This is a genomic window from Brachybacterium timonense (assembly GCF_900258505.1).
Lineage (GTDB): Bacteria > Actinomycetota > Actinomycetes > Actinomycetales > Dermabacteraceae > Brachybacterium > Brachybacterium timonense.
This window is the reverse complement of the sequence record NZ_LT984895.1, coordinates 1,397,200-1,410,074: the sequence shown is the minus strand read 5'-3', so window position 1 is coordinate 1,410,074 and position 12,875 is coordinate 1,397,200. Positions and strand designations below refer to the sequence as shown.

At 67.7% G+C, this 12,875-nt stretch carries 10 protein-coding genes, 1 tRNA gene and 1 pseudogene; 4 read left to right on the top strand and 8 right to left on the bottom strand.

Annotated features, from left to right (window positions below):
- Positions 1-12: 12 nt before the first annotated feature.
- The 3 genes from C8271_RS06205 to C8271_RS06195 are packed head-to-tail and all read left to right on the top strand — an operon-like array spanning position 13 to position 2,980.
- A complete protein-coding gene (locus tag C8271_RS06205) occupies positions 13-927 on the top strand; it encodes an EamA family transporter (RefSeq protein WP_106506574.1) in 915 nt (304 codons plus the stop codon).
- The gene (locus C8271_RS06200) at positions 924-1,592 is read left to right on the top strand and encodes an NAD(P)-dependent oxidoreductase (protein WP_106506573.1); all 669 of its coding nucleotides are present in this window, start codon (positions 924-926) and stop codon (positions 1,590-1,592) included. Before C8271_RS06205 ends, C8271_RS06200 begins: the two co-directional genes overlap by 4 nt.
- Positions 1,589-2,980, top strand: coding sequence for an MFS transporter (locus C8271_RS06195; protein WP_106506572.1), 1,392 nt, complete (start codon positions 1,589-1,591; stop codon positions 2,978-2,980). The genes C8271_RS06200 and C8271_RS06195 overlap by 4 nt, the downstream gene beginning before the upstream one ends.
- 253 nt (positions 2,981-3,233) lie before the next feature.
- Here C8271_RS06195 and C8271_RS06190 read toward each other — a convergent pair.
- A protein-coding gene (locus tag C8271_RS06190; RefSeq protein WP_106506571.1) for an IS3 family transposase occupies positions 3,234-4,471 on the bottom strand; the annotation gives its coding sequence in 2 pieces (ribosomal slippage) (positions 3,234-4,186 and positions 4,186-4,471; 1,239 coding nt in all).
- Positions 4,472-4,768: 297 nt separating this feature from the next.
- Between C8271_RS06190 and C8271_RS06185 the strand changes: the two are divergent.
- Positions 4,769-5,974 (top strand): annotated as a pseudogene (locus C8271_RS06185) (IS481 family transposase); the annotation flags it as partial.
- 70 nt (positions 5,975-6,044) lie between these two features.
- Here the strand turns inward: C8271_RS06185 and C8271_RS06180 are convergent.
- The 7 genes from C8271_RS06180 to C8271_RS06150 all read right to left on the bottom strand — a co-directional run bounded on the left by C8271_RS06180 (position 6,045) and on the right by C8271_RS06150 (position 12,874).
- Positions 6,045-6,117: transfer RNA gene (locus C8271_RS06180), tRNA-Ala, on the bottom strand.
- A gap of 142 nt (positions 6,118-6,259) precedes the next feature.
- On the bottom strand, positions 6,260-7,156 hold the full coding sequence (locus C8271_RS06175; protein ID WP_106506570.1) for an inositol monophosphatase family protein: 897 nt from the start codon (positions 7,154-7,156) through the stop codon (positions 6,260-6,262).
- Complete coding sequence (locus C8271_RS06170) at positions 7,134-8,453, bottom strand: ABC transporter ATP-binding protein (RefSeq protein WP_106506569.1); 1,320 nt, start codon at positions 8,451-8,453, stop codon at positions 7,134-7,136. The genes C8271_RS06175 and C8271_RS06170 overlap by 23 nt, the downstream gene beginning before the upstream one ends.
- Positions 8,450-9,358 carry an ABC transporter permease gene (locus C8271_RS06165; protein WP_170957814.1) on the bottom strand — a complete coding sequence of 303 codons (909 nt, stop codon included), beginning with the start codon at positions 9,356-9,358 and terminating at the stop codon, positions 8,450-8,452. The genes C8271_RS06170 and C8271_RS06165 overlap by 4 nt, the downstream gene beginning before the upstream one ends.
- A complete protein-coding gene (modA, locus tag C8271_RS06160) occupies positions 9,355-10,197 on the bottom strand; it encodes a molybdate ABC transporter substrate-binding protein (RefSeq protein WP_106506568.1) in 843 nt (280 codons plus the stop codon). The genes C8271_RS06165 and modA overlap by 4 nt, the downstream gene beginning before the upstream one ends.
- Positions 10,198-10,275: 78 nt before the next feature.
- Positions 10,276-11,607 carry a D-arabinono-1,4-lactone oxidase gene (locus tag C8271_RS06155; protein WP_245920968.1) on the bottom strand — a complete coding sequence of 444 codons (1,332 nt, stop codon included), beginning with the start codon at positions 11,605-11,607 and terminating at the stop codon, positions 10,276-10,278.
- Between the two features lie 34 nt (positions 11,608-11,641).
- Entirely contained in the window at positions 11,642-12,874 is a 1,233-nt protein-coding gene (locus C8271_RS06150; protein WP_245920965.1) for an alanine racemase, read from the bottom strand.
- Position 12,875 lies beyond the last annotated feature (1 nt).

The window sequence follows — 12,875 nt, the reverse complement described above, 5'->3', positions numbered from 1 at the left end:
AGGGTGGAACACATGACCACCACGACCGCGCCAGGCACGGACAGCGCGACGACTCCCGCGGCACGTGCCGGCTGGATTGCCACCACGGCCGTTGCGCCGATGGTCTGGGGCACGACCTACATCGTGACCACCCACCTGCTCCCACCGGGACATCCATTGTTCGCCGCGCTGATGCGCACCCTTCCGGCCGGGCTGATCGCCCTCGCGATGGCCCGCCAACTCCCCCGGGGCAACTGGTGGTGGAAGAGTCTGGTGCTGGGCGGGCTGAACATGGGGGCGTTCTTCCCCTTGTTGTTCGTGACAGCTCAGCGTCTGCCCGGTGGGGTCGCTGCCACCTTGGGCGCCGTGCAGCCGATCGTGATTGCGTTCCTCGCTGTCGTGATCCTGCACGAGAAGCTCTCTGGTTGGCGGCTGCTGTGGGGCGTGGTCGGCATGGTGGGCGTGGGCCTCGTGGTCCTCGGACCGGAGGCCGCGCTGGACCCGCTCGGGGTGGTGGCGGGCCTCGCGGGTGCCGTGTCCATGGGGACCGGCGTCGTGCTCACAAAGAAGTGGGGACGCCCCGTGAACGTGAGCGCCGTCGGACTGGCGGGATGGCAACTCACCGCAGCCGGGCTGATCTTGCTGCTGCCCGCGCTGGTGATCGACGGCCCGCCCGGCATCGACGCCGCCGCGCTCGCCGGATACGCCTGGCTCGGCCTCGTCGGGGCGCTGCTGACGTACACGATCTGGTTCGCGGGCATCCGCCATCTGCCCGTCACGCCGACCGCCCTGCTCGGCCTGCTCTCACCCCTGACCGCTGCGGCACTGGGCGCGCTCATCGCGGGTGAAGCTCTCACCGCGATCCAGCTTGTCGGCTTCGCCACGGCACTGATCGCCCTGGCCTCGGGGCAACTTCCACCACCGAATCGACGAAAGGACAACGCATGAAGATCGCCATTTTTGGAGCCACGGGCATGGCAGGTTCTGCCATCACCGACGAAGCCGCACGACGCGGGCACCACGTCCTCGCCGCATCCCGCCACCCGCGCGCGGACGGTGCGGCCGACGTCGCATCCCGAGCCGTCGACGTGGCAGACATCGACTCAGTAGCCGCAGCTCTGGGCGACGCCGACGCAGCCGTTGTCGCAGTCCGGCCCGCGCCGGGCCAGGAGAGCACTCTGCCTGCCCTCACATGGAACGTGCTCGACGCCGCCCGGCTCCACGATGTTCGCGTGATCGTGGTGGGCGGATCCGCACCCCTGTGGTCGCCCAGCTTGCCGGGCCGTCGAGTCTTTGACGACCCTGCCTATATTCCGGCAGCGTGGCGCACCATCGCTCAGGCGAGCCTGGACCAGTTCACCGCTTGTCAGCAGCATCCACATGAGTGGTGGACGTACGTCAGCCCACCAGCACTCTTCGAACCGGGACCGCGAACCGGACACTACGAACGAGGCACAGACACGCTCCTGGTGGACGAGCGCGGAACCTCTCGCATCAGTGCGGGAGACTTCGCGATCGCCATCATCGACGAACTGGAGGACCCCGGCGAGAACAACCACTTCACCGTGGCGACGTTGAGTTCCGACAACGAGACGATGGAGAGCCGCGCATGACGGCTACTGCTGAAGGTGTGTTTTCGCCCGGGCTGCGCCTGGTCACCATTGGCCTGCTGGTCTCGGTGGGCATCGTCGCGTTCGACGGGCTGGGCGTGACCACGGCCCTGCCGGCCATCGCCTCAGACCTGGGAGGAATGGCCACCTACGGGTGGGCGGTCTCGGCACTGATGCTGGCCAGTGTCGCGGGCACCGTGATCGCCGGCTTCCTCGCAGACCGGCACAACCCGCGCGGCCCCTACCTGGCGGGCTTCGGGATCTTTGCCGCAGGACTCGCGGTGTCCGGCCTCGCGACGGGCTGGGCGCTGTTTCTGCTCGGCCGTGTCATCCAGGGCTTCGGAGTGGGAGCGATTCTCAGCATGGCCTACGTGTTCATCGGCAGGGTGTATCCGCCGGAACTACAGTCGCGTGCCCTTGCCCTGCTGTCGGGGGCATGGACTGTGCCCGCTCTGGTTGGGCCGCTTGCGGCCAGCGTGCTCACGGAAGTGGCCAGCTGGCGGGCCTTGTTCCTCGCATTGATCCCGATCGTGGGAGTCACCATGATCATGACCACGCGAGGACTGCCTGAGCTGGGCTCATCCATGGACGCACCTCCAACCGGTGTGCGTCAGCGTCTCGCCTACAGCGTGTTGCTGGCTGCCTCTGCTGCCGTGCTGTTGTTCGGGCTGGAACAGCGCGGAGGGGTCGCGGGCGCGGGGCTCACGATCGTCGGGCTGGTGGGCATGTTCCTCGGACTACGTCACGTGCTGCCAGCAGGAACACTTCGATTGGCCCCAGGCGTGCCGTCGGGGATCGCGACCCGCGCCGTGTTGTCGCTGGCATTCTTCGGCATCGAGGTGTTCCTCCCGTTGGCCATGACCCAGATGCGAGGCGCGAGCCTCTTCTCGGCGGGTCTCACCCTGGCAGCAGGCGCCCTGGTGTGGGTCGCAGGCTCAATGGCCCAGAGTCGTCACGAACAGCGGACTAGCAGCCACACCCGACGCGGCGACAGCATCATCGGCCTGGTCACGTTGAGCCTGGGCATCGGGATCATTGCCGCGACGCTGTTCGTCCCTGCCCTTCCCATCGGTGTCGCGACCTTGGGGTGGGCGATCGGTGGCTTCGGCATGGGCATGGCGTACAACGCCACCACCACCGAAACCTTCGCCCAGACCGAACCGGCGGCTATCGGAGCGATGAGCGGAACCATCCAGATGGCACAAACCCTTGCCACGGCCCTGATTGCAGGGATCGGCACAGCGATGATTGCCGCAACACGCAGTGTCAATGGCAGTCCCGATGTTGGAGTTGCGGCCATTCTCAGCCTCACCGGCATGCTCGCCCTTGCCGCGATTCCCGTCGCGCTCCGCATCAGCGCGCGCTGCACTCGCCCGGCCAAGGCGGCATGACTACTACAAGGAGTTGCGGTGAGGAATCTTGCCCATCCCGCGCACCATCCCTACGACGCTGTGACCGCCGTGGAGGCTGCCGTCTGCGCAGACTGAATCGCCCTGGGTTTCGTTCCTACCTGCTTCCCTGTCCAGCGAGCGCTGGCTGGGCTGATTCGAGGCCAGCGTAGTACGCCTCCTCGACCTCGACCGGCGTGCGGTAATCGAGCTCGCCGTGGANTCTGCGCAGACTGAATCGCCCTGGGTTTCGTTCCTACCTGCTTCCCTGTCCAGCGAGCGCTGGCTGGGCTGATTCGAGGCCAGCGTAGTACGCCTCCTCGACCTCGACCGGCGTGCGGTAATCGAGCTCGCCGTGGAGACGAGCGTTGCTCCACCACCACACGCACTCGAGCGTGGCGAGCTCGACCTGCTCGACCGTCCGCCACGGGCCCTTCCGACGGATCAGCTCGGTCTTGTAGAGCCCGTTGACGGCCTCGGCCAGGGCGTTGTCGTAGCTGTCACCGACGCTCCCTGTCGACGGAGTCGCGCCGAGCTCGTTGATGCGATCCGTGTAGAGGACCGAGAGGTAGTTCGACCCATGATCGGCGTGGTGGACGAGGTCATCGAGCGACCCGCGCGCGCCCCACGCGGCCATGTTCAACGCCTGTAACGGCAGCACCTCCGCGCGCAGCGTCCCGGCGACGTTCCAGCCGACGATCATGCGGGAGAACACGTCGATCACGAACGCGACATACGCCATCCCCGCCCACGTTCCGACATACGTGATGTCCGCGACCCACAACCGGTTCGGCGCGGGAGCGGTGAAATCGCGTTCAACGAGATCCATCGGCTGCGCGATGGTCGGGTCGGACTTCGTGGTGAACACCTTCTTCGACCGCGCCACCGCGCGCACCTCGGCGAGCTTCATGAGCCGCGCGGTCTGGTCACGCCCGATGTCCCACCCCTCCCGCCGGAGGAGAGCATGCATCTTCCGGACGCCGTAGACACCGTAGTTCTCCTCGTGAAGACGCTGGATCTCGGGGACGAGGAGCTCGTCCTTCAGCTGCCTGGCGGAGGGCACGCGCGTCGTCGCCGCGCGATACCCGCGCGAGGTGAGGAACCCCGGCACCGCCTCGCGCAGGACGCGGCAGAGGAACTCGACCCCGAACTGATCCCTGTGTTCGTCGATGAAGCGGATCATGCTCGTCAGGGACGGTCGAGTTCCCTCGCGAAAAACACGCTCGCGGCTTTGAGGACCTCGTTCGCCTTCTTCAGCTCGGCGTTCTCACGGCGAAGTCGCTTGTTCTCCTCGGCGACGTCGGTCGGCACGCCGGGGCGCTGCCCGGCGTCGATCTCGCGGCGGCGGTGCCACACGCGCAGCGTCTCCGGGCTCATGCCGAGCAGGCCCGCGACATGTCGCACCGCGGACATGAGGTTCGGATGCTCGGGCCTGGCCTCGTCGAGCATCCGCAGCGCGCGCTCGCGCATCCCGGGCGAGTACTTCTGATTCATCCGTTCCATCCTTGCTTGAAGAACGGAACAAAACCCAGGGCGATTCAAACATCGATGCCCCGGCCCACGTCACCGTAGAAACACAATTGCCCCGCCAGCAGGCGGGGCAGATGTGTTTGCCGTATCTTACGTGGAGCTACGGGTGTGTGAGTTCACGACATCGTTGACAGTCCGGGGCAGGGAACTCGCGGCTGATTGTTGACCGGTGAGTCGGGTCATCGTTGACGAACCAGGGGTCGTGTTCGTTGACCGGTGAGTCGCGACATTGTTGACACGCCCTGGCCGCGACGATGCGACATGGGCTCCAAAAACAAGAACCTCGTCATCGTCCGTTCCGTCCTCGAACAAGGCCTCACGCACGCCCAAGCGGCTGAGCGCTACCGCGTCTCCAGGCAGTGGGTCCATGTCCTGGTCCAGCGTTACCAGCTCGGTGGTCCCGAAGCCCTGGAGCCGCGCTCACGAGCTCCACGCTCACGACCCGGCACCACACCGGAGGCGGTGCGCCAGAGGATCCTCACCCTGCGCAAGACCCTCACCCGCCAGGGTGCTGATGCAGGACCAGCAACGATCGCCTGGCATCTGGACAACGACGGCATCGATGCCCCGTCCACGGCGACCATCCGTCGAATCCTGCACGCTCACGGCCTGATCACACCCGAGCCCCGCAAACGTCCCCGTTCCTCCTACCGGCGTTTCGAGGCAGAACTGCCCAACGAGTGCTGGCAAGCCGATATCACCCACGCCTTCCTCGCCACCGGTGCACGGGTGGAGATCCTCGACGTCCTCGATGACCACTCCCGCTACCTGCTGCACATCCAGGCCGCACCCGCCTTCTCCGGCGCCATGGTCGTCACCGCAATGAACCACCTGATCAGCGCATATGGGGCCCCGGCATCGACACTGACGGACAACGGTCTGGTGTTCACCGCGCGTCTGGCCGGACGCCGTGGAGGCCGTAACGGCTTCGAGAAACTCCTCCAGGCCCATCGGATCCGTCAGAAGAACGGACGGCCCGGCCACCCTCAGACCCAGGGGAAGATCGAACGGTTCCACCAGACCCTCAAACGCTGGCTTACCTCCCGGCCCCGCCCCGACACCATCGAGGACCTCCAGACCCTGCTGGACCAGTTCCAGACCTGGTACAACACCGAACGCCCGCACCGCGCCACCGGCCGCCGCACCCCCGCGCAGGCTTACACCGCTCTACCCAAGGCCACCCCCGGCAGCGCACTGACCGAACCGGAATGGCGCTGCCGCGTTGACCGCATCGACAAGAACGGGAAAGTCTCACTGCGCTACGCCGGCCGCCTGCGTCACCTCGGCTACGGACGCGCTCACGCCGGCCGCCACGTCCTGATCCTGGTCCACGACGACCACGCCGTCACCTCGGACGCCACCACCGGCGAGATCATCGCTGAGCACCGCATCGACCCTGCCCGGGACTACCAGCCCAAGCTCCCCCGAACCCACAACACACCCACCAGGAGACCGGACTCCGGCCCGTCAGTGAACCCACGCAAAAAACCTGAGCCGCGACACCGTCTGTCAACGATGTCGCGACTCAGGACATACGTGGAGCTACGGGGAATCGAACCCCGGACCTTTTCATTGCGAACGAAACGCTCTACCAACTGAGCTATAGCCCCGTGATCGACCGGCTTGCGCCAGATCGACCTGGACAGCCTAGCACCCGGTCCGTGTCGCGACCGCCGGGCACCTGGCTCCTAGACGAGGATCACAGCCGGCGTCCACCAGGTGCCCTGCGCCTACCGCCGGACGCACGTCACCTCACCGCTCCCTCTCGCGAGAGGCCTGTAGCTGATCCATCAGTGAGTCCAGCAGCTCCAGCCGCTCCTGGCCCCTGCAGGCCACGTAGGCGGGGCGCTCATGGTCTGGCGCTGATTCGGGTCCGTTACCGGGCCAGGTGCGGATGCTGCCACCGGCCTGGCGGACGATGTGGAATCCGGCGGCGACGTCCCAGGAGTTGATGAGGCCGAGTGCGGTCGCGTCGGCCCATCCTGCCGCGACGTAGGCGAGTTCAAGCGCGGCGGTACCGAGGTGGCGGCAGGCGGAGAAACCGTGGGCCATCTCCACACTGAATCGTCCGGCGAGCTCGGGAGATTCGGTGGCGATCCGATGCCCGGGGAAGCCGGAGACCACCAGGGCGTCGGCCGCCGGGCGGGTCTGCGAGGGTGTGATCGGTTGGCCGTTGACCATGGCCGGCCCGTCGGCGGCCGTGAACACGGTGCCCAGGATCGGAGCGTCGATTACGCCTGCCACGAGTTCCTCGCCGAGCGCCACGCCGATCGAGATGCAGAACAGCGGCAGGCCAGCGGCGAAGTTGCTGGTGCCGTCGATGGGGTCGACGTAGAAGGTGACCACGCGCTCGGGGTCCTCGGCGGTGTGCGAGTCGGCAGGTCGCTCGCCGCCTTCCTCGCCGAGGATCCGGCATGAGGGCAGGGCCGCTCGCAGTGAGTCAACGATGATCTCCTCGCAGGCACGATCGTGCTCGGTGACGATGTCGTGGCTGGAGGTCTTGTATTCGCGGCTGATGTGATCGCGGTCCAGTGTGCGGATGTAGTCGGCGGCCTTCGCGGCAGCCGCGACGGCAATATCGAGCAGATCGGAGGGGCGCGGCGCGGGAGTCTCACCCGACGCGGGGTCACGGAGCTGGCTGGTGTTCATCCCCTTCAGCGTAGATCCGGATGGCTGATGCGGGCACCTCCAGTCTCACCGCGGCGCCGATGTCGATCAGACCCCGCTCCCGGATGTGCAACGGCACCTCGACGGCGAGCTCCGGGCAGCGCAGGAGAAGGCGGGACCCGATGCGGTCGATGTCCACCACATGCGTGTCGACCGTGCTGCAGGGTTCTGTCCCCGCGGCGTGGGCCGTGGCCCGTGCGCGACGATCGGAGTCGGTCCCGTGCGGTTCGAACCCCTCAGCGCGGAGCGTGGCGCCCGCGTTCCCGCCTCTCGCGCCGTGCCCTGCCGGGGCAGTCTCAGCCTGCCGCTCGGTGGCCAGCCTGACCTGCGCGGGGTCGCTCAGCACGAGCACCCGCTCCTGGTCTGGGGACGTTGGTGCCTCGCCGACGCGATCGGAGGCAGCGTGCCAACACTCTGACGCGCGCCCCTGGTCCCGATGGGGCATCGTGCTGCGGCGCCCGTCGCTCTTTGACACCGAGGCGCTTTCCGCCACCGGCAAGCGCAGCCCACCATCGGTCACCACCCAGGCCGCGTCACCGCTGCCCGCGTCCTTCTCGAGCCGACCGCGGGCAAGCACCTTCCCTGTCAGCTGCGCGAGGAATGTCGTGCGTGGCTGCGCGAGCACCTCCTCGCAGGCGCCATACTGCACGACGCGCCCGTTCTCGAGCACGAGCACGTCGTCGGCAAGACTGAGCACGTCGAGTACGTCGTGGGTGACCAGCAGCGCCGTCCGCCCGGTGAGCATCCGACGTACCAGGGAGCGCAGGCGGGCGCGGGAGGCAACATCCAGCGCAGCGAAGGGCTCATCGAGCAGCAGCACGTGCGGGTCTGTCGCGAGCGCGCGGGCGAGGGCCAGACGCTGCCCCTGTCCACCAGAAAGCTCTCCGGCGCTACGTTTCTCGAGCCCACCAAGTCCCACGGCATCCAGGAGCTCGCGGCCGCGCACCCGGCTCTCACGAGCAGACACACCGCGCGCCCGCACACCGTACGCGACGTTCGCCATCACACTGAGGTGTGTGAACAGCGTCGGATCCTGAGACAGGTGGGTAACGCCGCGCGCATGCATGGGGCGATGCAGGATCTCATCACCGTCGATCCGGATCCTCCCCGCGGCTGGCACCGCACCGGAGATCGCGCCGAGCATGGTGGATTTACCGGCACCATTCGGCCCCAGCACAGCGGTGATGCGGCCTGTGCGCAGGCAGGTGTGGACCGCGACGTGCCGTTCAGGAACGGTGATATCGACCAGCAGACCGCTATCAGGACCGTGCGCCGTCATCGTGCCTCACCGTCCACTCCCCCCCCGTCGGCCCGCCCCAGGCTGTCCCGCGCCGGTGCACCGCCTGCGGCGTCAGCAGTTACCGCGCCGGCGACTCCCTGCATGGGCATGGCTCCGCTGCGGGGCCGACGGATGTGCGTCGGGCCCGCATAGGCGAGCAGAACCACAGCGAACGCCACGATGACCAGGAGCAGGCTCAACGTCGCGGCGGCGTCGGGGTTGACCTCGCGTACCCGGTAGATCTCGAGCGGCAGGGTGCGCGTGAGGCCGGGCATCGATCCGGCGAAGGTCAGCGTTGCGCCGAACTCGCCGAGCGAACGGGCGAATGCGAGCACGACGCCTGTGACGAGAGCCGGAATGAGCCGCGGCAGGGTGATCGTGACCAGCACGCGCAGCGGCCTTGCGCCGAGCTGGGCCGCCGCGACTTCCTGAGCTGTTCCCAGCGTGCGCAGCGAGGACTCGAGCGTCAGCACGGTGAATGGGAGGGATACGAAGATCTGCGCCAGCACCACAGCCATGGTCGTGAACACGATGCGGATGTCGAGGGTGTCCAGCAGCCCGCCAAGCAGTCCGCGACGACCGAAGGTCATCAGCAGTGCGAGACCGCTCACCACCGGCGGCAGCACGAGCGGTACGAGCACCGCTGCTCGCAGCACGGCTCGCCCGCGCCAGCGGGTCCGTGTGAGTACGAGCGCGAGGGGGAGCCCGAGGATCAGGCACACCACGGCAGCGATGCCCGCAGTGCCAAGTGACAGCATCAGCGCCTGCTGAGACTCTGGCGCCGTGAACAGGCCGAGCGCGTCCTCCCACGGCACGCCCCACAGGATGGAGAGCAGGGGGAGCAGAACGCAGGACGCCGCCAATACCGCCAGCGCGATGATGAGGGCTGGGGGGCGTTGGGTCACGGTGTGCCGAAGCCCGCGTCAGCCAGGGCCTTCTGCCCCTCGGGTCCGGTGACAAGGTCGACGAACTTCTGCGCGAGGTCGGGATCCGCCGCCCCAGACGTCACCGCGATCGGATAGGTGGTGCGGTGATCGGCGGCTTCGGGGATCTCGACACTCTCGGCCGCGCCCTCCGAGCGGGCGACGTCGGTGACGTAGACGAGCCCGGCGTCGGCCTCGCCCGCTGTGACCTTGCCAAGCACATCGGTCACAGAGTTCTCCTCGCTGACCGCCGTGACCGTCACACCAGCATCAGAGAGGACCGCGTCGGAGACAGAGCCGCACGGCACGGGGACGGCGCAGCGGACCACTGAGAGGTCGGGATTCTCCAGGTCTGCCAGCGAGGCGATGCCGTGGGGGTTGCCAGGCTGGACGGCGATCGTCAACTCATTGGTGGCGAACGGTGTCGGCTCGCCAGAGATCAGCGAGCTCTCGACGGCCCGGTCCATGTTCTTCTCGTCAGCGCTGGCGAAGACATCGGCGGGGGCGCCCTGTTCCATCTGCGTGACCAGATCGGAGGAGCCGCCGGTGCTGAGCACGACGTCGACGCCGGGATTCTCCTTCTCGAACCTCGCCTCGAGTCCCCCGTACACCGTTGTGAGGGATGCGGCTGCAAAGACGGTGATCGTCGTGTCGCCCCCGGCGCCTCCACCATCGGAGGCGCCACGGGCGGAATCGGTTCCTCCTCCGCTGCTGCAGGCGGACAGCGCGAGCAGAGAAATCGCAGCGGTGGCAGCGATCGTGGCGGTCGCAGTCCGCGCAGCGGTGCGACGGGGAGCGTGACGCGAAGGGCGTGCAGTCATGCACCGCACCCTACTCGGAAACCATCCCAAACTCCGCATCTGCGGATCTACAACCCGTCACACATCCGACTGTGCGCTCTACTCCCCCAGAAGGTGACGCATGTACGGAGTCATGAGAATGCCGTCAGGGTCAGTGCGGCGGCGCACGGCGATGAAGTCATCGAATCGCGGGTAGAGCCGACACAGCTCACGTGCGCCGAGCCAATGCATCTTCCCCCAGTGGGGTCGGGCCGCGAACGGCTCGAGCGTGCGCTGGACCATGAGCAGATACGGCGCCGATCTCTCGAGATGATGGCGGTGCGCGGCGATATACACGCTGTCTCGCCCCGACGCGGTGGACATCCACACGTCGTCGGCGCTCACCCGGCGGATCTCCAGGGGGAACGTCACGCGCACGCCCTCATCGATGAAGCGTCGGCGCAACGCATCGAACGCCTCCTCGAAGTGTTCGGCGGGGATCGCCCATTCGGATTCATGGAACCGCACTCGGCGCGGGGCGGCATACACCCGGTGGGAGTCGTCGGTCATGCCTGGCCCGGCGAAGGCTCGCGAGGCGATCTCGGCAACGGGACCGCTCAGCGGTGGAACGAGCGCGGCCGCCCGGCAGCAGACCTCGAACACGCCGTTGGCGAGCACCTCGCGCTGGAGCGCCTCCACCGCACGGTGCTGCCGGTGGCGGGCCGTCGCCAGCTCGACGCGTTGCGAGGTGCGCACGGTCGCGCGGCGCGTGCCGGGAAACCAGAAGAACTCGTGGTGATCGGTGTGCGCGGAGTCGTCGAGGAACCGCGTCTGCACATCGTCGATGTTCTCGGTGCTCTCGCGCAGCGTGAGCCGGTATGCGGGGACGCACTGGAGCGTGACCTCGAGGATCACACCGATCGCGCCGAGCCCCAGCCGGGCCGCTTCGAACAGTTCCCGGTCCTGTTCCGGTGAGGCGTCCACCACGTCTCCGGTGGCAAGGGCGATCCGCAGGCCTCGCACCATGCCTGCGAACCCGGTGAATCGAGCACCGGTGCCGTGCGTACCTGTCTGGATTGCTCCGGCGATCGACTGCCTGTCGATGTCGCCCATCACGGACAGCGCGAGGCCGTGTGGCCGCAGCAGATCGGCGACGGCCCACAGCCGTGTGCCGGCCCGCAAAGTCACCAGTCCGGTTGCGGCGTCAGCACGGACGAGGCCCTGGTAGCCATCGAGTGTCATGACGGTGTCATCGCATGCCGCAAGTGGTGTGAAGGAGTGCCCACCGCCGATGACGCGCAGCGTGGCACCTGCCCGTCGCGCCCGGTGAAGCGCCGCGACGATCTGTGTCTCCTCGGTTGGACGCAGCATCTCACCGGGCGTCCATCGGGCCGATCCGCTCCAGTTCCGCAGAGGGCGGGGCTTTCGGGTGGGGATCGGGCGCGTGCTCACATCGGTTCCTTCGACGACGTCTGCGACCTGCTGGTCACAGGAACATTCTGCCCTCGCCGCGATAGGTGGGCGTCACATCCGTTATGTGCTCGCCCTGCAGCAGGTGGTACACGGTCGCGTGCTCTGCGGGTTCCCCGGATTTCGCGTGCCGCAGCCACACCATGTCTCCGATGCGCAGCCCCTCGGCGGCATCACCGATCACCGGGGTCTGCACTTCGCCGGCGCCTTCCTGCGGCGCATAGGTGAGTCCGCGCGGATACCACAGGGTGGGCAGCCGATCAGCGGCAGGCACACCGCTGGCGATCCAGCCACCGCCCAGCAGTGTTGCGACCCGCGGCGCGGGCCGACGCACCACCGTGAAGCCGAGGAGGAGCGCGGGCAGCGGCGCGAACCCCACATAGTTGTCGAACAGGCCCGGCCCGATCAGTCCGGACCCAGCGGCGACCTCGGTGACGACGTCTTCGGCCACGGAGCTCTCGATGGACCCCGTGCCGCCTGCATTGACGAATTCGAGCTCGGCCACCTCCTGCACGGCCCGAACGGTTTCGCCACGGCGCGTCGCAATCTCGCGGGAGGATAGCGACTTCATGGCCCGCACAGCGGCGCCGTACGGGGTGCGGGCGCTGTCCGTCACGCCGGCGATCTGCCCCTCGTACGCCATCAGTCCGACGACCCGTAGGCCACGGCGCGCAGAGGCCTCCCTCGCCAGACGCGACACCTGTTCGGGTGCATGCATCGGTGAGCGGTGCGCCCCGAAGCGCACCGACGGCACGGGCGCGAAGGAGGCATCCAGTTCCAGGGCGACACGGATCGGGGTGCCACCGAGGTGTACCCCCGTGGTCGCATCGGCGATCAGGTCCAGATGGGCGGTCTCGTCGACCATCACGGTGATGGCGCGGCGCGCGGCGGGGTCCTCCGCGAGTCGTCGCAATGCGCTGCGGTCGACGGTTGGGTAGGCGACGACGATGTCGTGATACCCGGCGGAGGCGAGCCACAGGGCCTCGGGGAGGGTGTACGCGAGGATGCCGCGGAAGCCCGTGTGTTCAAGCGCACGCTCGAGCAGGGCCCTCACCCGCAGGGACTTCGACGCCACACGGATCGGGGTTCCACCGGCACGACGCGCCAGGTCTGCGGCGTTCGCGTCGAAGAAGTCGAGGTCGAGCACGGCCACGGGGTACTCACGCGTGCCGTGGCTGGCCAGTGCCCGCTCAACGCGGGCGATCTGTTCTGCGGCGATCGCGCTCATCTGCGCCGCAGAATGCCCCATC